Genomic DNA, 23,405 nt, shown 5'->3' with positions numbered 1-23,405 from the left:
CTGCTTGTTCCCTTATTCTCTGGCGGCACCTGCACCGAGGGGCTAGGCCGGACCATGTCATAAAGGTCTGGATATGCGCACAAGCTTCCTCTTAGAACCTACACTAAGAGTGATATAGCTCCAAGAGAGAAAGAACAAAGATGTCCGCACTACTCCAAGAATTAGTTCAGTCCGTTTCCTGTACTGTACTCACTGACCCAACTGACTTTGACCGCTACCCGGAAGATGACTCCGAAGCCACACCCGAGCTACCGCTGGCCGTCCTGCTGGCTGAGTCCACCCAGGATGTTTCTACCGCCCTGGCCTGGGCCAACCGGCACGGGGTTAAGGTATCGGTCCGCGGTGCCGGTAGTGGGCTAGCCGGTGGGGCAGTTGCTTACGCCGGCGGCCTGGTGCTTTCGGTGGAAAAAATGACTTCCCTGTCTCTTGACCCGCTGGCCCGCCTGGCGGTAGTTGGGGCAGGTGTCATTACAGCTGATCTAGATAGGGCCGCCCAGGAACACGGGCTCTTCTTCCCGCCGGACCCGGCATCGGCGGCTATCTCAACGGTAGGCGGTAACATTGCCACCAACGCCGGCGGACTGCGCTGTCTTGCTCACGGTGTTACCGCTGACTCGGTTGTAGCCCTTGAAGTAGTTCTTGCCGACGGCAGTGTCATTCATACCGGTGCCCGTACAGCTAAAAATGTCACCGGCCTTAACCTGACCCAGCTCTTTGTGGGTTCGGAGGGCACCCTGGGTGTTATTACCCAGGCGACGGTCCGGCTCAAGCCTGTTCCTGAGGGGGATCCAGCAACCTTCTCCGCACACTTTGATTCGTTTGAAGAGGCCACGGATACCATCATTGCCATTGCCTCCAGCCAGGAGAAGCCCGAAAGCCTGGAACTTGTAGATGCCGAGACAGCGACCATGATTGAGAAGCACCACAGCAGGGGTCTGACCATTCCGAAGGCCGCTATCGTCATGGGTAAAACCACCGGGCCACGTGCCCTAGAACAGGCTCAGGCCTTTGCACAGCGGTGTGCTCAGGGTGGTGCGATTGAGACTGCCGCTCTACCCGGGCTAGATCTTATGGAAACCCGCAGACTGGTTCATTCAGCCACCATTGCAGAGGGCTACCTGGTCTTTGGTGACACTGGCGTACCGCTAGAGAAGCTCTCCCTCTTCGTAGCAAAAATCCGGGAACTAGAAGCCGAGTACGGCCGTAAAGTCACAATCTCTGCCCATGCAGGGGACGGCAACCTACACCCGGCTGTCTACTCAGCAGATGGGGAGGAAGGCCAGGCACAGGCCCACGAACTCTTAGACAGAATCGGCCTTGAAGCGCTCAAATTGGGCGGTACCGTCACCGGTGAACACGGCATCGGCTCTCTGAAGATGCAGGGCATGCTCGAGCAGCTCAGCCCGGCTACTCTTGCGGCCCAGCGCGCCATTAAGGCGGCGCTGGACCCCAACAATATTCTGACACCGGGCCGGGCTGTCTAGGCCGCTCCCCCGGTAGGGTTTAGTTACCCTGGGTGAAGATTCCCCGCGCCTTATCTTTAAGGACTGTGGTCGCGGGGAAGATTCGCCCGCTCATAGCAATGTAGATACCAGGTTCTAAAAGCCCCAGGGCAGTTACCGCTGACCCCAGGTTGAAGCTGGCGTCAGAGGCCCGCATAGAAGCCGGTTGCATGGCCCCGGTGAGCACAACGACCTTGCCCTGTGCCTTTTTGTTCGCTTGCAGGTAGCGAGCAGTCTCGGGCATAGTGTCCGTACCGTGGGTGATCATGACGTGCTGGGTCTCTACCGCTTCGAGGGCGGAGGCAAGAACTGCGCGGTCCCGATCGGTCATGTCCAGGCTGTCGAGTTTCAGCACACTCTGTACCGTGAAGTTGATGTCGCTGAGCACAGGGCCCAGGAGCTCGGGAACGCTGGGCGGGCCAATAATAAGTTCCCCCTCTAGGGAGTAGATTTTATCCACGGTCCCCCCGGTAGTCAGAACGGTAATATGGCTGGGGTGCTGAATAGGCATCTATTGGCTTTCTACTGGTGCTGACGTGCTCTCTTACTCTGGCACGCCTAAGGGGGTTGCGGAATTGCTGGATTAAAGTCTAGTCCACGGTTTTATCTTTTCGGGGCGGTAGTATGGTCCCTAGGATTTTCCACTGAGCAAAGGAACACTATGTCTGTAGCGACTGCACCTCTTAAGCTGACCTTCCCTATCGTAGGGGCACAGTGGCTTGCCGCTCACCTAACGGCACCTAACCTGATTGTTCTGGACGCGTCGGTCGGTGACTTTGCAGGGGCAAGCGAGGGGATCCCCGGTGCCCGCGCTTTCGATATTGACGGTCAATTCAGCGCCTCCCAAGGCGTTCACACCATGCTCAGTGCACCCGAGTTTGAAGACAGGGCACGGGCTCTGGGAATTAACAAGGACTCAGCTTTGGTGGTCTATGACAGGCAGGGCATGTTCTCTGCCGCCCGTGGTTGGTTCATGTTTGTGGCCATGGGTTTTGACAACGTGGCTGTTCTGGACGGCGGCCTACCCGCCTGGGTAGAAGCTGGCTACCAACAGCTCCCTCTGGATCGTGGCCCCTTCGTCCCTGGCTCTTTCCTTGCAGAAGACCGAGAGATTTTCGTGGATGCCCTGACCACCAAGGCCATGGCGGGTCACGATTCAGCACAGGTTATTGATGCCCGCAGCGCTGAGCGTTTTGCCGGCAAGGCACCGGAACCGCGCCCCGGTTTACGGTCCGGGCATATCCCCGGTTCTGTCAATCTACCTTTCACCAGCCTGCTCGATGAACGGGGCAGGTTCCGTCAGCCCGATGAAGTTAAAAAGGCTGTCGATGAGGTTGCCGACGGCAAAGAGCTACTGATTTTCACCTGCGGTTCCGGTATCACCGCCTGCGTGGATGCCCTGGCCGCCTATGTTTCTGGCTACCAGCAGATTGCCGTCTACGACGGTTCCTGGGCTGAGTACGGGGCAGAAGACCCCGCCGGGGTACGCCCCGTGGAGCGCTAAAATGCGTGTTGAAAGCTAACTAGCTCCAGGAACAGGCGCACTACCAGCCCAAGCATAAGAAAACCCCTGTCTTCCTAGGAAGACCGGGGTTTAGCTGTGCGCCCTGTGGGAAATTCAGAAATCAACCCGCCATTGAATGTACCAGGACATCCTCGATCCTAATCTCTGATGTAATATCGCAGCATCAAACTGAACCAGTGAAATTATCCTTATTTCTGTAGAATCCGGCAATGCTGCAAATCAAACCGGTAAATCCTCAGCTAACCGAATCACATCAGACAGTGACACGGAGGTAAGTGTGGCACTTAGAGTAGAGCAGTTGCGCTCTTTATCGATTTTATTTCCTCCTATTTTCTCTAGTCAATGGGATAGTTCTCGTCCGCGTAGTGATGCAAAGCCTCGGAGGCAAAAACGGCGGCTTGCGACCCGCCAAAAGCTGAGTAAAAGTCGGGGTTAGTGGCATAGAGGTTGGCTATACAACGTAGCATGGCGGCGGTTTTAAATATATCTCCTGCATGCAAGGGTGTCCCCGGAATCTGGGCGAACCATGCTACGTGCATAGCCGCATGATCTTGGGTGGTCGTATCTGTAGGAGTAAGCCCCTGTCCATGTAATTCACCCCACTGCGCCAAAAGCTTCTCTGTATTGGCTTGGAACCGCCGTTGCTCGTCGATACTCTTGGTATGCCACCAGCGGTTTGACTGTTCGAACGCGCTATGGCCCCACCGTTGGATGACCTCATCTTCATAGCGGTCGTTGAAACCTTCTAGAACCATATTCATCCGAGGTTGCTTCCCCTCGCGACGCATCATCAAGATGTTTCTGACCGCTGTGATGCGCCGGGCAAGTTCTTTCTGTTCCTTGCTTAGGTAAGCCAAATGGTCATTAAGGGTTTTATTTTCGGCACCACAAGTGCCGCCCTCCTCCAACGCGGTGGCTATATCCGCAAGCGACATACCTGTTTCACGAAGTTGCAGGATTCGTTGTAGATGTGCGATAGAGGTGGATCCATAATAACGGTAACCGTTAGTACCAATTCGGTCCGGTACTAAGAGACCAATCTGGTGGTAATGGCGTAGGGTTCGCGGGCTAATTCCAGCCCGCTCTGCAACTTCATGGATAGTCCACTCCATTATCAAAATTCTCCCATTCAGCACTCATGTTTCGTCAGGCCCAACCGCGGCAGTGCGATATCCAGGACCTCAGAAGCCGGGGTAATCACGCACTCAGCTGCTGTGCGGCAGGTTGCGTCCAGGTATGCCTGAACAATGCGAGTTCCCGCAGCATACCCTGCTCCAGTAGGTAGGCCAACCGGTTGCAATCCGTACAAGCGGGCTGTTGCGTCACCGAGAACCCAGGCAACGAAGTCTTGCATCCCCGTAACATCAAGACCTTCGGTAACGCGACGCAGAACGTCATTACTTGACCTGGTCTGGTCGGTAACGAAGTGTGTGTAGCCACGCTGGCCGTAGGATTGTACGGCAAACAGGTCAGCCAAGCCCTCTGCGATAACATGCTCAGCTACAGTCACAGTTTGTGGATCCCATACAACCCCATGAGGCGAATAGCGCACGTTATGATGCAACTCATGCAAAGCAATCGCTTCCAACCGTCCGAGCACCTCATCTGTGGGCCAGACCGTAATAACGATATATCCACTAATCCCGCCGAAAGCCGACAGTCCCCGAATCTCATCCATGAAATGCTGATTGGTAGGGTCACCCAGCACTAGCAACACGGTCAGATCCGGAATAAGTATATGGGGATTGGCCGTAGCAAGGTCCAAAATCCCCTGCGAGAGGGCCCGATTAACGCGATTCCAGGCATCGGCATCCTTCAACTTACCCAGCGCATTAATTATTTGCTGACGAGGTGCCCCTTGGCTGAAGCCTAAATTCTGACTGTGGACGACGGTCCAATCAGGGCCACCGGGGATAAAAAAGTACATACCGCGCATTGGTTCCCACAATTGGCGGGTTTCTTCCAGCCATTGCTCCGGCGAGCAGTCCAGCATGGCTTGCATTCTGGCAAGGCTATCAATCATTGAAACTTTCATGGCTTCAATGCTAAACATTGACGCAACGGCAAGGTCAATCATGCACCTCATCAAATATACTGGCCGCCGTAAATATGGGCGATGATGGTGTGTCTAGCCAGCTATCCCCCGATGGCCCTGTGAGATGCTTTTTGGGACAGATGTGTATAACTCTGGAGTCTGCATCAGGGTGCTTTGACGGAGCGTGGGCTATAGCTCCTTTCTTTTAAAATCAAGGCTAGGATCAGCTCTGCTCTCAGAGGGACGATTATCTGAGTTCCGCTCTCCTCTAGTAAGTTTCGACTAAAACTTCTCAAAAATAAGAATTCGCAACAGTGAGATAGCCGCTAGGACCACAGTAAGATACAAGAAAGATGAAATTGATAGCCATAGATACGCAGTATAACTACATCTCAGCAGGTTTTGCCCTGGGTATGGTCAATTCAGATCTAACCGGCGAAGATCCAGTGCTGAAACTATCGAAGACTAACTTTGACAGCGCCTTCTGGCAAGCCTGGAGAGACTGGCAATACAGTACGGAGTTCTCCAGCGTCTCACGCTCCGCAGAGTTTAGAGGCAGATGCCTAGCACCCTACATCTTCACCCGCAAGTTCACCTGCAGAAAGTTCTCGCCCTCCTCCCCCTTGTACTGGGAAGGAAACACGATATACACCATGATTGACGCCCCCAGCAAAGAGAATATGAGAGATATTGCACTTGGCATAAACCCCAGCATCTCGCTTGATGCCTGGGTTGAACTTGTTGAGAATGTTTTTACCATCTGCCCCAACAAGCAATAACTCCGCTACCGCTTTCCGTCGTCTTTTGAGTAGCTTAAGCAGGCGCTTTTTACGCTCTTGCGTTGCAGTTAGCTCACCGAAAAATCGCCCACCTACAGACTGGAGGGGTAGATTATCCAGTGCCCCCTCATATCTTCCGTAAGACGGTGGCGACCTTGCTTGCTCGTACATCTAGCCTGGAAGATGCGAGCGCTCAGCTAGGGCACTCGTCTACTGACATCACGGCGGCTTACTATATTCAGCGGCTTTCTGAGGCTCCGAATAATGCGGCTGTGTTGGGTGCTTACTTGGTTTGAATTTCGAGAGTTTATCGAGACCTGAGGTTTTTTCTGACCCTACAACAAAACCCCATCTCCCTAGTTTTAACTAGTGAGGTGGGGTTTAGCTGTGCGCCCTGTGGGGCTCGAACCCACGACCCACGGATTAAAAGTCCGATGCTCTACCAACTGAGCTAAAGGCGCTCCACTGAGACGAACTCAGCGCTTACCACTATACACGCTGAGCACCGTACCCACAAAACCTTATTCACCTGCTGGGCCATCCGCTCGGCAGGCACCCAGCAACTAGGGCTAAACTAGCAGCTATGTCAGCCGCCCGCTTTCACCGCCCCGTCAAGTTCTCCACCGAAAAATTCGAGCGCTTCCAAGGCGACACCAGCCCAGAAGACCTCACAGCCGCCGCCCAAGCCTCCGCCCGCGCTCTTCTTGCCCGCGGCCGGGCTAACGAAGACCCCTCCGTCACCAAACGGCTGGTGCACTTTACCGACGAGTTCGGCATTGAAGCGGTCGCCCAGCTCTGGGCACAAGCTGCACCCGTGACGGTGGCAGGAGCCCTCTGGCGTATCTACGCCCTACGCGGCATCATCCGCGCAAACGCTCAGCTCATGAGCTACTACTACGAGCGCGGCATGCACTCCAACTACCTGGCCCAGGCCCTCGCTGGTGTGCCCTCACCTCCGACTGCCGAAGAAATCTGCTCCACCGTTGATGCCATTCTGGCCGGTGCCTATACCGGTGATTTTGATATAGCGCTGGAACGCTTTGCCGCTTTTTGCCGAGTACTCTCCTTGGGGCAGGACGATATTGCCCTAGAACTAAGGCACGGACAGTCGCTTACCGACCACGGTCACAGGCACAGCGCAGATCCTCTCCATCTGCCCTCCCCCGAGGTCAAAGCCGAAGGGGCAAGCCGAGCTCAGCGGCTCCGCACCGCGGCCCGCAAGCTCCTGGGTACGGCAGGGGAACTTGAAGAAGCCGCTGCGCTCTGGCGGGCGGGCACCCTCGACTAGCCGTTCGCCCTACCTTGTAGGCAATAGCTTCTGCCTGGCTTACTTTCTGGGCACGGCAAAGGGCCCCGGTCCACTATTTCTAGCGGGCCGGGACCCCTCACCTATCTACCTGCTGGGGTGCCGGTAAAAGTTTTACCGGCTAGCCCCTAGGCGGCCTTAGCGGCTTACTACGTTCTGGTCGTAACGGTAGATGAAGGCTGCCATAGCATCACGGGCAATCGGGGTGACGGGGCGGAAGCTACCGTCCTCCCAGCCGGTGGTGATGCCAACCGAGTTCAGCCAGGAGATTTCCTTGTAGAACTGGTCACCGGGCTTCACATCGCTGAACTTAGAATCAGCCGGTGCCGCGTAGGCAGGTTCCCCGGCCATGCGGTAGAAGAAGGCTGCCATAGCGTCACGGTTGACGTTAGCCTGGGGGCGGAAGGTGCCATCGGGATAACCGGTGGTGATACCCATATCGTGCATCCAGGCGATTTCCTTGTAGAACTGATGGCTGGTAGGTACATCAGAGAAAGGTGATTCGCTGGGTGCGGTGTACTGGGGTGAACCAGCCATACGGTAGAAGAAGGCTGCCATAGCGCCGCGCTCAACCTTGTTCAGCGGGCGGAAAGTGCCATCGGGGTAACCGGTGGTGATCTTCTGATCAGCCAGCCAAGAGATTTCCTTGTAGAACTGGTCGCCGGGCTTCACATCGGTGAAACGGGGCTTGCCCTCAACAACGGAGGGGCTAGTCTCGGTGACGTTGAGGACCTCAGCCTTAGCGCCATCTTCACCGCTCTTGGTGCCGGTTAGGTCACCGCTGGCGTTGTGGAAGTGCAGGAGCAAGGCCTCATTGTTTGTAGCGCTACCGGGACCCTGGCGGTCTACGGTGATGTCGGCATCGGGTGCATCGACAAACAGGCCCTGAGCATCTGAGCTCTTACCAGAGAAAGTGAGCTCAGGTGAGTAGGGGTTGTAGCTAATCCAGTCGGTCTGGTCCACGGTGGATGGTTCGTACCAGGAGTAGGTAGAGACAGAGTAGCGCAGGTTCTTGGCCTTAGCTTCATCCAAACCAATAGCCGACAGTTTAACAGGTAGCGCCATGACGTTGCTATCGAAGGTGTTGGTGTCAACATCACCTAAGGCTCCGTTAAGGGGCTGAACATCCAGCAGAGTCAGCTGACCCTTATCGTAGCCGGTGGTGTAAACCAGCGGGTAGTCCAGGCCGGGGAGGCGCTGTGTCATCACAACGTAGTCAGCACGGTTATCACCGTCCAGATCGATTCCCACTTCTACTGCTGTAGTCGGAGTGAGATTTTCCCAGTTAGCCCAGGTTGAAAGGCCGATGGTCATGATGCCGTCCTTGGCTATATCTCCGCCGGAGGCCTCGAGCTCAGGAACGTTGCTGTAAGCGCCCACGTACTGCAGGTCAACGCGCTGGCTGGTCAGAGCACCAAGACGTGAGCTCTGAATACGGTCGCTCTTAGCGCCCAGCTGATAGGCACCAACCAGGGAGGTGTAACCGCCCTGATCTACAGGGCTACCTTCAAGGTCGATCTTTGCTTGGCTTGCATCGTTAGCAAATTCAATGCTTGAGGATGCAGCCTTCATATCAGCAACAGGCTTAGGAGCGATCTGAATAGGCAGACGGGTCTGCTGATCACCTTCAGTTAGGAGCAGGCGACCTGACTCAATGCTCAGATACTGGCGGGCAAAATCAAGCTGTTCAGCTCTACTTGCCGGGTCCAGTGTCTTAGCTAGCTGAGCAGGATCAACAGTCACAGTCACAGTTACCTGTGCCTTCTGGCCGGGCTGAACGGTGACACTACCGGGGGTAGAGACAGTGACACCGGGAGTCTTTGAGGAAGCCTCGAAGGACAGTGCGTAGGTGTGAGCTACTGAGTCGTAGTTTTCTACGGTCAGGTCGCGGGTGTAGCTCTGAACACCGGCCGTGGGGAGGACCTCAACCACACCAAAGCTCTCGGAAACCTGCGCGGGAGTGTCTGAGTTATAGACCAGCACATTCTGGTTAACGGCCTGGAGAGCATCAACGCGGCCGGAGCCTACACGCTCAACGGACTGGACAGCACCGTCAGCGGTTTTCAGGTCGTGAACAGCAGAGTTCATGATCGCGGCCTTGACCTGGGGAGCTGAGTAGTTCTGGTGAGCCTGGTAGACCAGAGCGGCGATACCTGCTACGTGGGGGCTAGCCATTGAAGTTCCGGTGAAAATAGCCTTACCGTTACCGCTACCCACGGCTGCTGAGCCAATGTTGGTACCGGGGGCGGCAACATCGGGCTTGGTGAAGCCCTGGGAGCCGTGAACGCCCCTACCTGAGGATTCATTGACCCGGTCAAACTGCTCTGAGTCTACAACCAGAGAACCCACCCAGTCGCTTTGGAGCTTAATTTTTAGGTTGCCGGCCTGGGCTGCCGGGCGAACTTTCTCGGCATCACTCTTGCTGAGGCGGATACCGGGGATTGTTGCGTTACCGGCGATGCCGATATTTTCGATCTCCAGGTTAGAAGCCAGGACAACGCCCTTGGCTCCTGCCTTCTCTAGGTTGTCGAAACGGACCTTAGAGCCGCAGGGGAAGGTCTCGAAGTTATCGGTCCAATCAATAAAGACCCACTTGCCACCAAAATCAGTGCCTGCGGGGAATGCGTCACAGGCAAACTTGTTATTCTCGGGCGCTGCGACAACGGTGCCGCTAAGCTCTTCCTCAGAAGCAGCGGCATAATCGAAACTAACCGAGTAGGAGCCCTTTACCTGGCCAGCAAGGTCACTAGGAGCCGTTACCTCTGCCTTATCCACATAGGTAGTCGAACCAATCGAGTTGGCTACCGCCAGGGCGGATACAGCGTTTGCTGGGTTACCGGAGACAGAGTAGGTGTCCCCATTACCCTTAGCTGCTGAAGAGTTACCGGCGGCGACAACGCTTAGAATTCCATAGCGGGTCAGAGCATCAACCATGGCGTTCTCAGGGTCATCAATGGCACCAAAGTCGGAGCCCAGTGACATGTTGACCACATCAACACGGTCATCGTATTTACCGTCGCCGTTAGGGTCCAATGCTCGGTCAAGAGCCAGGCCCGTCAGATCGGTTGAGCCCTCACAGCCAAAGACACGCAGCCCAACAAGTTGAGCACCGGGAGCGGTGCCAGCACCGATCTTCATATCGCGCATCTGGTCTTCTGTGATCTTGGTGTAGTCACCCTTGAAGGTGCTACCATCGGGGTTGACCGCGTAACCAGCTGCAGTGCCAGCAACGTGGGTACCGTGACCGGCGGCCTTGCAGTCTAGGGGGTTACCGTCTGGCTGAGGGACGCGAGTTTTACTGCCGTAGTCATCACCAGCTAGGTCATAACCGCCAATAAATTTCTCGGGGTCGTAGAGGCCAGAATCTGCCGCTGGCATCTCGCTCGAAGCTGAAGCCTTAGCGTAAGCCTCGCTGGTACCGGGACCACCAAACTGGGTGTGGGTGTAATCGATACCGGTATCGATCACAGCGATCTTGACACCTTCACCGGTGAAACCGGTCTGTTGCCAGGAGGCAATGGCCTTGGTATCAATGGCTGAGCCGGCATTTGAAGGGTACTTGGCAACGATGGGGGAAATCTTAACTACATCACTACGCGAGGCAAGCTCACGAATCTTAGCGGCGTCACCGCGCAAGGCAACACCGCGTACGGTGTTGTGGGCAGTGTAAATAACATCTGCACCTGCGGCAGCTGCAGCTGACTGCCCCTGCTTTTCAACAGCTGCGGCAATAGCCTGCACCTGCGCCTGAGCATCAACGGCAGTTGCCTGCTCACCCTGCAGAACAGAGTCCGGCTGAGTACTCTCGTAAGCTCCCTTACCGCGGAACTGGACGAAGACGCTCACCTGGCCTTCAGCGGCCTGCATGGAGGGACTAATAACCTGGTCGCCAATCTGATGGCCAGATTGCACCATATCGTCTACCGAGCCCTGGAAGAGCCGGGCATCTTCTAGGGCACTTGCTGCGGGCAGACCCAAAGTTAGGGCCATACCCAAGCCCAGGACAGATGCCACGCTGGCGCGAGCTACCTTCTTGGGTGTGTATTTTTCATTCATTGAAGGATTCCTTTGAATCAGTGATTCACGGTGTGTAAAAGTGCGAGCGTACAATAACAATGTCGTACATCACATTCTTAGTCAATAGTAACCCAGCTTATTACCCAAATATTTAGCCCCCGCCACACACTGGTGACACAGCAGAGAAGAACTTGTACTAAGCGGCCGCTTCTGCTCTCACTAGAGGCCCCACAAAGACCCCGTACACAGCTTGACAGAGGCACCGCAGAGGAGAAAGATGTATTACAAGATGTCAGGCTGCTAAGGTAGCCCCGGGCTCCAAATCTTTAGCCGCTTCGAGCGGCCTACCGCCGAGAGGCGCTCCCAGCCTGGCATCCCTCAACTTTCATACGGCTTAGGCCGGGCACCACCCTCTTGGGCTGGCTGTCCGGCTTTTGCGTGCCCAAGGGTAGCGCCACCCCAGCATTTGTTAACTTTCTGGCGGTACCATAAGCACAAGCAGACCAGACAGCATCATCAGGAGAAACGGCAAATGCTCCAGCGCATGTTCCCCCAAGAAAACACTTCGCTAAAAGCCCTTGCCGGCCTCTCCGAACAGGTCTCAGCTTCCGCTGCCCTGCTCTCCGAAATGGTGGGTTCCCCCGAAGACCGCTACCCCGAACTGCTCGAAAGAACACTCACCCACGAAGCTGAAACACTCGACATGCTTCTAGCAACTATGACAGCGGTTCGTAGCTCCTTCTCCACACCTATTGCCCGCGAAGATATCTACGCACTCGCTGTTTCTCTCAACACCGCCGTTGAAAAGCTCACCTCCGCCGCAAATATTCTTCACCTCTACGGCATTGTCAGATTCTCTCCTAAGGCCGCGACCCTTCTTGACCTCATTCAGCGTCAGGCTGTACTCACCACAGGCATCATCCCCAAACTCAGCACCCTGCGCGATATGGACAACTACTGGATAACCATGCTCCGCATCACCAAACAGGCCGTAAGAATCGCGGAGGAGTACGATGCCGATATCCAGGGCCGATACAAGCAGAGCCGCTATCTGCAAACCAGGCGGTTTATCCATAAATTGGTTGAAGCCTCCGAAGCCATGCGCACCGTCGCCACAGAAATCGGTCGTATCATCGTTCAGGAATCCTAGTGACCCTGCTTCTCTTCGCCCTTAGCTGTATAGCCCTCATCGGCTTCACCTTTGTGACAGGTTTTCACGATGCTCCCAATGCAACAGCGATCCCCGTCAAGACACGAGCACTCACACCCAAGGTAGCTTTACGCACTAGCGCCCTCTTTAACTTTCTGGGCATGGCCCTCACCGGCCTTGCTCTGGGATCGGTGACAACACACTGGCTTACTGTTCCCCAGGGCAAGACCGGCCTGGGCATGATCCTGGCAACCCTCACCGCCGCAGTCATGTGGGGGCTCATCACCTGGTGGTTCCGTATGCCCTCGTCCTCAACCCACGCGCTCATCAGTGGCCTTGCGGGGGCTGCCTGGGCGGCACAAACAGTAGGGCTTGGCCGTTTTAACCCCTTTTCTGAACCGCTCACCACCTTCCTCATCATTCCCCTGGTCCTGGTTCCCCTTGTCCTTTTCTGTTTCTCCTGGGCCGCTGTTTTCCCTTTCTACGGGTTACTTCAAGGCACCTACCCCGCCACCGTCAACAGGTTCTCCCGTATTATCCTGTCCCTGGCGAACTCCCTTATATCCCTGGTGCACGGCGTACAAACGGGGCAGCGAGCTGTGGTGATATACGCGGTTCTACTCCTCTCGGCAGGGCTGGATGTCGCTCCGACGACCTACGTTATATCGGCGATTTTCCTGGCCATGGTGTTGGGCCTGGGCACGGCCCGCGGAAGCTCCCGTATCGGCTACACCTTCGCTCACCAGATGGTCAGAGTTGACCCCCTGCGAGGGGCTATCGCCCAAAGCTCCACCGCTTTAGCGCTCGTGCTTCTGCAGTTCTTCCTGAACACTCCGGTATCGTCCTCCCACCTATCAGCATCGGCAGTTCTAGGCTCCGGGGTTAACCAGCGGTTCGCAGCAGTTCGTCTCAAAATTGTTGTGCGCATTATTTTCACATGGGTCATCACTCTGCCGGCCTGCTTCATACTCTCAGCAGTTTTGTTCTTGGCTCTCTCACCCCTGCTTTAGCTCAGGGTCTTTCCCCATAAACAGGTGCAAACCCCAACATCGCGGAGTCAGTCACCATTCGATATATTGGGAAGAGAACCTCGCCCCAAACAAGCTGAAAGCACCATGCCAAAAGTTGCAATTATCGTTCGCACCAAAGATCGGCCTCTCTTTCTGAGGAGAGCGCTAGCTAATATCGCCGAACAGACCTACACGGACTACACGGTGGCAGTCGTTAACGACGGTGGGGACCGTAAAGTCGTAGAGCAACTGGTTGCAGAAGCTCAGGGCCTTAGGGAGGTCCAGGTCATCCATTCGGGCTCATCAAAGGGTATGGAGGCCGCATCTAATCTGGGCATCAAAGCCACAGAATCGACCTATATAGCCATTCATGACGATGATGACCTCTGGGAACCAACTTTCCTGGAAACTACCGTAGCGGCCCTGGAAGAAACCGACGGGCAGATAGTCACCGTACGCACTGATGAATATTTCGAACGTATCACCGATCAGGGCACCTTAGAATTCATCGAATCACGGCCTTTCTGGGGTTCCCTCAACGACATCACGATTCAAGACCTCATGCGTATCAACCGAGCTGTCCCCATCTCTATCCTCTACCGCCGGAGTCTGCACGAAGAGCTAGGTTACTACGACGAATCCTTACCCGTGACCGGAGACTGGGAATTCAATATCCGGGTAGCCTCCCGCTACCCGGTACACTTTATCGAGCAGAACCTCGCTCACTGGTCCAAGAGGCCCCAAGCAGATGGTTCTAATGCCAACAGCATCCATGCAGGGCAGATACTCCACGATATCTTCGACGGGCAGGTTCGTGCGCGGGCTATCCGCGAAGACCTCTCGCAGCAGGGTCGGTTAGGCTCCTACCTCTTTCAGGCACACCTAGCAAATCAAGTCGATGGCAGAGTAGGGCATAATATTGATTTGACCAACCGTGTCCTTGACGAGCTGGCAGCTATCAACAGTAAGCTGGACCGGTTAGAAGAAATAACCCGTACCACCACAGAGCAGCTTAACCGCATCGAGCGGGCGCTCTCGCTCAAATCCCGCCTGGCTCGCCTGGTGAAAGGAACCCGCTAACTATGCCACGTATTCTTGTGCTCGCCGATCTAGGGCAGGTTCAGTACCATGTGGGAGACGAGACTATGGGCATTGCAGCCGCTGACGAGCTGACCCGCCGTGGGTTCGATGTTGTCATCGCAACCCGTGACGTCGAACATTCCAGGCAATATATTGGGTCCGCAAGCGACTATATGGCAACCCTGCAGGTACCCTGGCCCCCTGCTGAACGTGAGCTTTATATTGCTGAGCTCCGCGCTCATTTAGCAGGTGCACCAGCGCGGTCAGAAATCACAGATTTTGTGCACAATGTATCAGCAGTAGACGGCATAGTTATAGCTGGTGGCGGCAATATGAACTCCACCTATGGCTGGCTACTCTACGAGCGGGTTGCCTATGCTCTGATCGCTCAGGCCTATCAAATACCCCTGGTTATTTCGGGTCAGTCTCTGGGACCGGTTCTTACCGAAGCCGATGCAAAGGTTCTGCACGAGATGCTCGATATAGCCCAGCTCGTTGGCCTGCGCGAATCTAGCTCCTACAGCTGGGCCCTGTCCCGCGGTCTTAAAGCTAACCTCATTGCAGATGACGCTACTTTCTACCAGCATAAGCACCGTTCCCTACCCGGACGCCCGATTGTTGATTTGCCCGAGAACTATATCTGTGCCACCTTCAACGGCTTGAACTCCGGGCAGTCCCGGATAATCGGTCAGATTCTGGACGATATGCACCGCCAGTACGGCCTAGGTACCGTCTTCCTGCCCCATATGGGCCAGCCCCAGCAGGAGCAACAGGGCGATGTAGCGGTTCACCGAGAGATTGCCTCACACATGTTCTCGAACCCCATTGAGCTACCGGTCGTCCATGCAGACGACGCCGTCCAGGTGCACAGGGGAGCTTACATCGGTTTTTCGACCCGCTACCACCCCGGGGTATTTTCCCTCTCAGCGGGTATTCCTTTCGTAGCCCTGCTACCCGATGCTTTTACCGACATGCGGGTACGAGGAATGATGAGCCAGTACGGTGCAGAGAACTACGCTATACCCCTGGCCCTCTTAAACTCAGCAGCCCCCCTTGAGGCACTGCACGAGGTAGTTCAGCTACGCCCTGAGCTTTCTGCAAGCCTGCAAGCACGCACAAACCGCCTGAGTGCTTTCTCAGCTCAGTGGTGGGATGCCGTATCCACTGTCTTAACCCACAAGAGCAGCCATCTGGCCCCAACTATCCAAAATCTAGACAGTACTCCCACGCTTTTTACCGGTGAATGGAATCTCACTAATCTGCTGGTTCGTGACGATATTGCCGAGATTTCGCTGGCAGCCTCCCTAGCTCGCGCTGAAAGTGACCGAGCGCTTTCCTGGGACTACCAGCGTCTGCTCCAGCGCGACCGTGCCCAAGCCCGCGCCGATGAACTCGAGCGTAGGAACGCGGAGCTGGCTGATTCTCTGATTGAGGCAGAAGAAAACGCCACTCTACGCGGCTGGGTACGCCGCAAGATGCGCGGAGAGTAAAAAGGAACCCAGCTCCCGTCTGGGAGCTGGGCTTCTTTTATTTTTTAGCCGAAACGGCCTGAGACGTAATCCTCGGTGGACTTTTCTCGGGGGTTGTTGAAGATTTCCTGGGTGGGGGCATATTCAATGAGCTTGCCCGGTTTACCCGTTCCCGCAATGTTGAAGAAGGCGGTCTTGTCTGAGACGCGAGCGGCCTGCTGCATATTGTGGGTCACGATCACCACGGTGAACTCTTCTTTCAGCTCATTGATAAGATCCTCCACGGCCAGTGTAGAGATAGGGTCCAGGGCGGAGCAGGGCTCGTCCATCAGGATTACATCAGGTTTGACCGCTATGGAGCGGGCAATGCACAGGCGCTGCTGCTGACCGCCCGACAGGCCGGAACCCGGCTTATCTAGACGATCCTTAACCTCCTTCCAGAGGTTAGCACCGCGCAACGAGCTCTCAACCAGCTCATCGGCGTCACTCCTAGAAATTTTGCGGTTGTTGAGCCTGACCCCTGCTAAGACGTTTTCACGGATTGACATGGTGGGGAAGGGGTTAGGCCGCTGGAAAACCATGCCGATCTGCGAGCGCACGGTCACGGGGTCTACTCCCTTGCCGTAGAGGTCGTCCCCGTCGAGCAGGACCTTGCCTTCGACCCGGGCGCCGGGGATAACTTCGTGCATGCGGTTGAGGGTACGCAGGAAGGTTGACTTGCCACAGCCGGAGGGGCCGATGAAGGCGGTCACTGTTCGTGGCTCAATGGCCATGGTGATATCTTCTACCGCGAGAAAGTCACCGTAGTACACGTTCAGGTTTTCAACGTCGATACGCTTTGACATGTGTTTTCCTTTTTCAAGATAAAGTCTCTAAAGAGGGAGGCCGCTCGGGCCGGGTGCTTAGCGCCCGGTCTTGGGGGCGAAGAATTTGGCGATAAGGCGGGCTGTTAGGTTCAGGATCATCACAATCAGAATCAGAATCAGTGCCGCCGCCCAGGCGCGGGTCTCGGAAACTCCGGCTGCGGTGGGGCTGGTCGGTGACATGATCTGGTAGTAGATGTAGGTGGGTAGTGTGGCCATCCAGCCGCCCAGGGCATTCCAGTTGATGGAGGTGACGAAGCCTGCGGTTACCAGAATCGGGGCGGTTTCACCGATAACTCGGGCGATAGCCAGGGTGACACCGGATGCGATACCTGAGATTGCGGTAGGGATGACGACTTTCATGATGGTTCGCCATTTACGCACGCCCAGCGCGTAGGCCGCTTCACGCAGTTCGTTGGGCACGATTCGGAGCATTTCTTCGGCGTTACGAACTACGGTGGGAATCATGAGCACCGATAGCGCTACCGCAGCGACCAGACCCATACGGTTCATAGGGTCACCCGAGATAAGGGCGAAGAAAGAGGCGGCAAAAAGACCGGCCACGATTGAGGGGATACCCGTCATAACGTCCACGAAGAAGGTAATTGCTTTGGACAACCATTTACCCTGGCCGTATTCAACCAGGTAGATAGCGGTTAGTAGGCCAATCGGCACAGAGATCACGGTGGCAAGCAGGGTGATCTCTAAGGTGCCAAGGATGGCGTGGTAGATACCGCCCAGTACCGGTCCGGTGCCCTCGGCTGCCGCGTTGTCGTGGACGCCGGTGACGCCCTTCATGGATGTACTCAGGAAGTTACCGGAGAGGCCGGGGATGCCCCGGGTGAGTACGGTGTAGAGAACCGACACCAGGGGCAGCAGAGCTAGAAGGAAGGTGCCATAGACCAGGTAGCTGGCAAAGGCGTCCTGCCCCTTTCGTTTGCCTTCAATGGAGCCTAGGGCTAGTGGCCCGGCCAGGACAAAGATGAGCGCGGAGAAAACAGCGAAGGTTGCTATGGAGAAACCCATGAGGGAGCTGGCTGCAGCGCCCAGGATAAGAGCGCCCAGACCAACAGCCGGAGCAAGCCAGCGGGGGGCCTGGCGGCTGGTAAAGCGGGATTTGCTGCTAGCTACAGACATTAGTTAGCTCCTGAGAAGTCCTTGTAGCGGGACACAATCATGCGGGCCATGATATTGACCATGAGGGTGATGACGAAGAGCACCATACCGGCGGCAATCAGCTCTGACATGCGTAGCCCGTAGGCTTCGGGGAAGTTCAGGGCGATTTCCGAGGCGAAGGTTTGGTTACCTGAGGTGATGAGTGAAGCGGTCAGTGGGCCGGAGGCTAGTACCAGGGTCACAGCCATGGTTTCGCCCAGGGCGCGGCCTAGGGCTAGCATGACCGATGAGATGATGCCGCCGCGGGCAAAAGGAAGGACCGTCATCCGTATCATTTCCCAGCGAGTTGCACCTAGCCCCAGGGCGGCTTCCTGTTGCAGGAGCGGGGTCTGAACAAAAATCTCACGGCACATGGAGGTGATGATGGGCAGAATCATGATGCCCAGCACGATGCCCGCGGTCAGGATGGTTTTACCGGTCTGCGAGGCGGGACCGGCAAAGATGGGCAGGAAACCACAGTAGGTTGCTAGCCAGTCGTAGAAAGGAACAATCTTGGGCGCTAGCACCGAGGCGCCCCAGGCACCGAAGATAACGGAGGGGATAGCTGCTAGCAGGTCAATGACGTAGCCGATGCTCTGGGCCAGCTTACGCGGGGCGTAGTGGGAGATAAAGAGCGCTACACCAATACCGATAGGGGTGGCAAGGAGTAGGGCGATAGCCGAGGCAATCAGTGTACCGATGGCCAGCGGCCCGATGTACTGAACAAAACTACCGCTGGGCAGTTCAGCCGGGTCAGAGGTGAAGACCGGTAGAGCCTGAGCCACCAGGAAGATAGCAACAGCTGCAAGAACGACTAGGATTAGGACACCCGCACCCAGGGAAATACCCGAGAAAATTTTGTCGGCCGCTGGGTTGCCGACAGCGGGCAGGTCTTGAGTTTTCGCGCGGCCACCTGCTGGGCCATGCTGCGATACTTCGGTAGTTGACATAGTAATTGATTTGAGCCTTTGGCCTTGTCTTACTCGAGACGGTGCGGCTAGTTATCACAACTAGCCGCACCGTTGGCGGGGTGAGAGTTACTTAGTAACGGTGATGGACTCGACTGCCTTCTGGGCATCAGTGCTCAGTGCCGATGTCAGAGGGGCAGATGAGGCTGCGTCTGCAGCGTCCATCTGGCCCTGCTCGCTGACGACGTAGCTCTCGTAGGCCTTGACTAGGCTTGCCTTGTCCTCATCTGAGTAGCCGGAGCAGACGATATGGTAGGAGACCAGGACTACGGGGTAGGCCGTGGGGTCTTCGGGGGTGCGGTTGACCTGGATTGCCATGTCGTTCTTATTCATGCCGCCTACCCGCTCTGAAAGTTCAACGGCTTTTGCGGCAGTCTCTGCGGAGAGCTCAACGTAATCATCACCGACCTTGACGTTTACCTTGCCGAGGTTGCCGATAGCGGAGGCATCAGCGTAGGTGATAGCGCCCTCGGTAGATGAGGTGGTGGAGACAACACCGGAGGTGCCCTTGTTAGATTCACCGGAGTACTGGGAGGGCCAGTTACCGTCTGCTTCTACGTCCCAGGCGCCGTTGGAGGCGGCTTGCAGGTATTCGGTAAAGTTCTCGGTGGTACCGGAGTCATCGGAGCGGTGTACCACGGTGATCTTGGTGTCGGGCAGGGTGACGCCCTCGTTCTGGGAGGCGATAGCTGCATCCTTCCAGGTGGTGATTTCACCCTTGAAAATTTTGGCTATGGTTTCGCCATCGAGGTTGAGGGAGTCAATGCCGGGCAGGTTGAAGGCAATAGCAACGGGTGAGATGTAGACCGGGATGTTGATTGCGCCGTCGGGGCCGCAGACTTCCTTGGATTTTTCCCACTCTTCGGTCTTGAGGGCGCGGTCGGAGCCTGCGAAAGCGGCGCCACCAGCCAGAAAGGCCTCGCGGCCAGCACCGGAGCCATCGGGTGAGTACTGGACGGTACCGCCGATGTTGGCGAAGCCGGTTTCCCAGGCGGTGATGGCTGCCTGCTGTGAGGATGCGCCAACACCGGTCAGGGCGCTTGAGGGGAGGGAGGACGAGCTACCACCGGCGCTGGAGCCGGTTCCGGTTGCGTTATCTGAGCCGCAAGCGGTGAGGGCGAGTGCGCCAACAAATGCAAGTGAGCTCCAGCGAGCGAGTGACTTAGCCTTCACGGTATGAGGATCCTTTGTTTGTGTGCTCTCTTGTGCCGACCGTGTTTGGGTGGGGCCGACAACCGTTGAACAGTTGGTCAGGTATCTAACGTCTATGACTTTAGGGAGCTTAGGTAGCAGGTGGGCTAGCACTGAGTAAACGGTGGGTGAACAGAGGGCGCACAGAGGGCGTTAAGACTGGGAAGGTGGGGTGGTGATGGGCTCCTACTAGAATGGTAGGCATGTGTTTTGGTCAGCAGGTTAGTGTCATCAGGAAGAAGGCAGCGCACCGGGGTCGCCTGGGTGTGATTCGTATGAGGGAGGGGTTCTTCCAGTCCCTTCAGATTGTGGTCTCTGGTATTGGCGCTTATCTCTTTGCTGAGCAAGTTCTGGGCCATAGGCAACCGATTTTTGCCGCGACCGCTGCAATTGTGTCGCTGGGCTATATCACGGGTGCTACTCATGCCCGCCGTATCCTTGAGGTTTCTTTTGGGGTGACGCTGGGTATTTTGATGGGTGATCTCATGATGATAGTTCTGGGTCAAGGGATTTGGCAGGCTGGCTTAGTGATGTTCCTGTCGATTATGTTGGCCCGGTTCTTGGATAACGGGATTCTTTTTACTATTCAGATGGGTTTGCAGTCTTGCCTGGTTGTCTTGTTGCCACCTAATGCGGACGGGCCTTTTGGCCGCAGTCTTGACGGGATTGTGGGTGGCTTGTGCGCTTTCTTGTTGATGTTTCTCTTCCCTAAGGATCCGCGCAGGACTCCGCGTGAGAACGCCCGCAAGTTGATGAGTGCTTTTGCTTCTGTTTTCCGTGATGCTGGGACGGCAATGGAGCATTATGACGGTAAGGAGGCCTGGTATGCACTGGGTAGTGCCCGTAGGCTTCAGCCTCTCTATACCACCTGTGAGAAGGACATTATTACCTCTAAGGGGATGGCTCAGTTGGCCTGGACCGGTCGGTCACACATGAAAGAGCTGGAACGCTATAGTCAGGTTCTAAGCAAGATTGACTATGCGATCCGTAATACCCGGGTGCTTAATCGTCGTATGGCTTCGACCATTAATAACGTGCAGATTTCGCACCGGGCAATTAGCTCAATTGCCCAGGCCCTTACCCACATTGGTGATGCTATCGGGATTTTGGGTGAAGGTATGTCTGCGCCGGAGGCTAAAACCCGTTCAGCCTGCATGATGCAGGCACGCCAGAATTTGTCGCTCTTAGCGGGGCGGTTAGAGCCCCACATGATGGGTGTTCAGAGTATGGAGGCGGAAGCCCTGGTTTTAATGTTGCGCCCGCTGGTGGTGGATCTTTTGGAGGCCTCGGGGCTGACTCATGCGGAGGCGGAGTCTATGCTGGTTCCGCTGGGTGATTCTATGACTGAGCACGCTCCGACTACCAGTATGATTCCGGTTCAGCCTAGCCCCTTGAAATCGGCTCAGCAGCCCTTGGTTGAGGAAAAGCACCGGGCCGATACGCAACAGCTTACTATTGTTTTGCGGGCTAAGGACCGGGCTTCTGCACGGTCTGGTGGGCAGGAGCCTACGGGGCCACAGGCAACTGTGAAGGTGGCTCCAGAGCTGACGGCTGGCCTTGCCCGCGTGGAGAAACAGCAGGAGCTAAATACCCAGCAGCTAGCCCTTATTGAGCAGAAGATTGAAACCGGGCGGAGCCCCGAAAAGTAAGTTCCCCTTCAGTTCGGTGTCGTGCCCGCTAGCTGATGCGGGGCTGGTCTTCTAGGGCAGTTGCCCAGCTCGGTATCGTGCCCGCTAACTGGCTCGGGGCTGGCGTTTAAGGGAAGTTAGCGGGCATGATACCGAGCAAAGCCCAGTGTAAGTCCCTGCCAACTGTCTCGGGGCTGGCGTTTAAGGGATCTTGGCAGGCACCAGTACTGGGCAGAATATCACGATAACTAATTCCCAGCGTTGGGAAAGAGCAGGGCCAGGGCCTCCCCCAGCGATGCCACTTCGCGCACCGATACGCCGGCGGGTACTTGGCCCACACCTGCCGGGGAGGCAGGGACAATGACGTGGGTGAAGCCCAGGCGTCCTACTTCTGCAATGCGTTGGCGGATGCCCGGTACGGCTCTGACTTCACCGGCTAGACCTACTTCTCCGAAGACTGCAAGTTTGCGTGGGAGTGGTTTGTCTTGGGCGGCTGAGGCGAGGGCTATGACGCAGGCGAGGTCTGCGGAGGGCTCGGAGATTTTGGCGCCACCTACGGTTGAGATGTAACAGTCGAGTTTTCCCACGCTGAAGCCGGCTCGTTTTTGGAGGACGGCGAGCAGCATAGAGATGCGGGAGCTATCTAGGCCGCTGGTTGCTCGGCGGGGCTGGGGTGTTGCGCTTTGGTCGAGGAGAGCTTGGACTTCTGCTAGGAGGGGGCGGCGGCCTTCCATGGTGACAGTGACGCAGGTTCCGGCCACCGGGTGGGGGGTGCGGGAGACGAAGAGGCCGGAGGGATCGGTGACGGGTGCTATGCCGTCTTCGTGCATGTCGAAGCAACCGACTTCGTCGGTGGGGCCGAAGCGGTTTTTGATGGCGCGGAGCATGCGGATGTGGGAGTGTTTGTCGCCTTCGAATTGGCAGACGACATCGACCAGGTGTTCTAGGAGGCGGGGGCCGGCGATGGTGCCTTCTTTGGTGACGTGCCCGACCAGGAGAGTGCACATGTTGCGGCGTTTGGCGGCGGCGATGATGCTGGCGGCGACTTCTCGCACCTGGGTTACGCCGCCTGCGCTCCCCTCAACGTCTGTGGAGGCTAGGGTTTGCACGGAGTCAATGATGAGCAGGTCAGGGATAACCTGTTCGATGTGGGCGAGGGCTGTGCCGAGGTCTGTTTCGCTGGTGAGGTAGAGGGTGTCGGCGAGTGCGCCGATGCGGTCGGCGCGGAGTTTGACCTGGGCGGCGGATTCTTCGCCGGTGATGTAGAGGACGTTGTGTGCTTTGCCGGTGGCTTTGCCGCGGGCGAAGGTGGCAGCTACATCGAGTAGGAGGGTGGATTTACCGACGCCGGGTTCACCAGCCATGAGGATGACTGCGCCGGGGACGAGCCCGCCGCCGAGGACCCTGTCGAATTCGGGGTTGCAGGTGCTCATGTATTGGGCGACGGTGGAGTCGACTGCCCCGATGGGTTGTGCGGGGGTTTGGACGCTGGAGGCTACGGTGGTTTTGGCGGCGATGGCACCGGTGGCGGCTTCTTCGACGGTGCCCCAGGACTGGCATTCGCCGCAGCGGCCTACCCATTTAGCGGTGGTCCAGCCGCATTCGGTGCACCGGTAGGCGTTGGTGGAGCGGGAGCGGGTGTTTTTTCGGGTAGCCATAGTCACAGCATAAAGCCGGGGGCTGACATTTTAGGTGTGACTTAGCTACCGGCTGACCGGTGCGGGGTG

The 23,405-nt window shown here is 56.4% G+C and carries 18 protein-coding genes and 1 tRNA gene; 9 read left to right on the top strand and 10 right to left on the bottom strand.

The features are described from left to right. Positions 1–140: 140 nt before the first annotated feature. Positions 141–1,484 carry an FAD-binding oxidoreductase gene (locus ACN082_RS01290; RefSeq protein ID WP_419099045.1) on the top strand — a complete coding sequence of 448 codons (1,344 nt, stop codon included), beginning with the start codon at positions 141–143 and terminating at the stop codon, positions 1,482–1,484. A 19-nt stretch (positions 1,485–1,503) separates the two neighbouring features. Here ACN082_RS01290 and ACN082_RS01285 read toward each other — a convergent pair whose 3' ends face one another. Then, a complete protein-coding gene (locus ACN082_RS01285) occupies positions 1,504–2,013 on the bottom strand; it encodes an asparaginase domain-containing protein (protein WP_419099044.1) in 510 nt (169 codons plus the stop codon). A gap of 150 nt (positions 2,014–2,163) precedes the next feature. Between ACN082_RS01285 and ACN082_RS01280 the strand changes: the two genes are divergently transcribed. After that, the gene (locus tag ACN082_RS01280) at positions 2,164–3,006 is read left to right on the top strand and encodes a sulfurtransferase (RefSeq protein ID WP_419099043.1); all 843 of its coding nucleotides are present in this window, start codon (positions 2,164–2,166) and stop codon (positions 3,004–3,006) included. A gap of 356 nt (positions 3,007–3,362) precedes the next feature. Here ACN082_RS01280 and ACN082_RS01275 read toward each other — a convergent pair whose 3' ends face one another. Both ACN082_RS01275 and ACN082_RS01270 read right to left on the bottom strand, forming a co-directional pair. Continuing rightward, positions 3,363–4,139, bottom strand: a complete 777-nt coding sequence (locus tag ACN082_RS01275) for a MerR family transcriptional regulator (protein ID WP_419099042.1) — start codon at positions 4,137–4,139, stop codon at positions 3,363–3,365. A 17-nt stretch (positions 4,140–4,156) separates the two neighbouring features. Continuing rightward, a complete protein-coding gene (locus ACN082_RS01270; RefSeq protein WP_419099041.1) occupies positions 4,157–5,050 on the bottom strand; it encodes a DUF2268 domain-containing protein in 894 nt (297 codons plus the stop codon). A 365-nt stretch (positions 5,051–5,415) separates the two neighbouring features. Between ACN082_RS01270 and ACN082_RS01265 the strand changes: the two genes are divergently transcribed. After that, positions 5,416–5,841, top strand: a complete 426-nt coding sequence (locus tag ACN082_RS01265; protein WP_419099040.1) for a hypothetical protein — start codon at positions 5,416–5,418, stop codon at positions 5,839–5,841. A 388-nt stretch (positions 5,842–6,229) separates the two neighbouring features. On the opposite strand, the gene ACN082_RS01260 is transcribed toward ACN082_RS01265, so the two are convergent. Beyond that, a tRNA-Lys gene (locus tag ACN082_RS01260) sits at positions 6,230–6,302 on the bottom strand. 122 nt (positions 6,303–6,424) lie between these two features. Here ACN082_RS01260 and ACN082_RS01255 point away from each other — a divergent pair. Further along, a complete protein-coding gene (locus ACN082_RS01255; protein WP_419099039.1) occupies positions 6,425–7,129 on the top strand; it encodes a histone acetyltransferase in 705 nt (234 codons plus the stop codon). Between the two features lie 156 nt (positions 7,130–7,285). Here the strand turns inward: ACN082_RS01255 and ACN082_RS01250 are convergent, their stop codons facing one another. Continuing rightward, on the bottom strand, positions 7,286–11,203 hold the full coding sequence (locus tag ACN082_RS01250) for a S8 family serine peptidase (RefSeq protein WP_419099038.1): 3,918 nt from the start codon (positions 11,201–11,203) through the stop codon (positions 7,286–7,288). A gap of 493 nt (positions 11,204–11,696) precedes the next feature. On the opposite strand from ACN082_RS01250, the gene ACN082_RS01245 reads away from it, so the two are divergent. The 4 genes from ACN082_RS01245 to ACN082_RS01230 all read left to right on the top strand — a co-directional run bounded on the left by ACN082_RS01245 (position 11,697) and on the right by ACN082_RS01230 (position 15,894). Beyond that, complete coding sequence (locus ACN082_RS01245; protein WP_419099037.1) at positions 11,697–12,314, top strand: DUF47 domain-containing protein; 618 nt, start codon at positions 11,697–11,699, stop codon at positions 12,312–12,314. Further along, positions 12,314–13,324 carry an inorganic phosphate transporter gene (locus ACN082_RS01240; protein ID WP_419099036.1) on the top strand — a complete coding sequence of 337 codons (1,011 nt, stop codon included), beginning with the start codon at positions 12,314–12,316 and terminating at the stop codon, positions 13,322–13,324. The genes ACN082_RS01245 and ACN082_RS01240 overlap by 1 nt, the downstream gene beginning before the upstream one ends. A 105-nt stretch (positions 13,325–13,429) precedes the next feature. Then, positions 13,430–14,404, top strand: a complete 975-nt coding sequence (locus ACN082_RS01235; protein WP_419099035.1) for a glycosyltransferase family 2 protein — start codon at positions 13,430–13,432, stop codon at positions 14,402–14,404. A 2-nt stretch (positions 14,405–14,406) separates the two neighbouring features. Beyond that, a complete protein-coding gene (locus tag ACN082_RS01230; RefSeq protein ID WP_419099034.1) occupies positions 14,407–15,894 on the top strand; it encodes a polysaccharide pyruvyl transferase family protein in 1,488 nt (495 codons plus the stop codon). 44 nt (positions 15,895–15,938) lie between these two features. Here the strand turns inward: ACN082_RS01230 and pstB are convergent, their stop codons facing one another. The 4 genes from pstB to pstS form a co-directional block, all read right to left on the bottom strand. Further along, positions 15,939–16,718 carry a phosphate ABC transporter ATP-binding protein PstB gene (gene pstB / locus ACN082_RS01225; RefSeq protein ID WP_419099033.1) on the bottom strand — a complete coding sequence of 260 codons (780 nt, stop codon included), beginning with the start codon at positions 16,716–16,718 and terminating at the stop codon, positions 15,939–15,941. A gap of 57 nt (positions 16,719–16,775) precedes the next feature. Beyond that, complete coding sequence (gene pstA / locus ACN082_RS01220) at positions 16,776–17,873, bottom strand: phosphate ABC transporter permease PstA (protein ID WP_419099032.1); 1,098 nt, start codon at positions 17,871–17,873, stop codon at positions 16,776–16,778. Next, positions 17,873–18,841: a phosphate ABC transporter permease subunit PstC gene (pstC, locus tag ACN082_RS01215; protein WP_419099031.1), complete on the bottom strand. Its 969-nt coding sequence runs from the start codon at positions 18,839–18,841 to the stop codon at positions 17,873–17,875. Before pstC ends, pstA begins: the two co-directional genes overlap by 1 nt. 87 nt (positions 18,842–18,928) lie before the next feature. After that, a complete protein-coding gene (gene pstS / locus ACN082_RS01210; RefSeq protein WP_419099030.1) occupies positions 18,929–20,032 on the bottom strand; it encodes a phosphate ABC transporter substrate-binding protein PstS in 1,104 nt (367 codons plus the stop codon). 221 nt (positions 20,033–20,253) lie between these two features. On the opposite strand from pstS, the gene ACN082_RS01205 reads away from it, so the two are divergent. Next, positions 20,254–21,699 (top strand): FUSC family protein, encoded by a 1,446-nt coding sequence (locus ACN082_RS01205; RefSeq protein ID WP_419099029.1) that lies wholly within the window; start codon positions 20,254–20,256, stop codon positions 21,697–21,699. A gap of 227 nt (positions 21,700–21,926) precedes the next feature. Here the strand turns inward: ACN082_RS01205 and radA are convergent, their stop codons facing one another. Further along, on the bottom strand, positions 21,927–23,336 hold the full coding sequence (gene radA / locus ACN082_RS01200) for a DNA repair protein RadA (protein WP_419099028.1): 1,410 nt from the start codon (positions 23,334–23,336) through the stop codon (positions 21,927–21,929). Positions 23,337–23,405 lie beyond the last annotated feature (69 nt).

Source organism: Rothia sp. CCM 9417 (assembly GCF_048513575.1).
GTDB lineage: Bacteria > Actinomycetota > Actinomycetes > Actinomycetales > Micrococcaceae > Rothia.
Note: the sequence above shows the minus strand (reverse complement) of the source record. Positions and strands in the feature narration are given on the sequence as shown.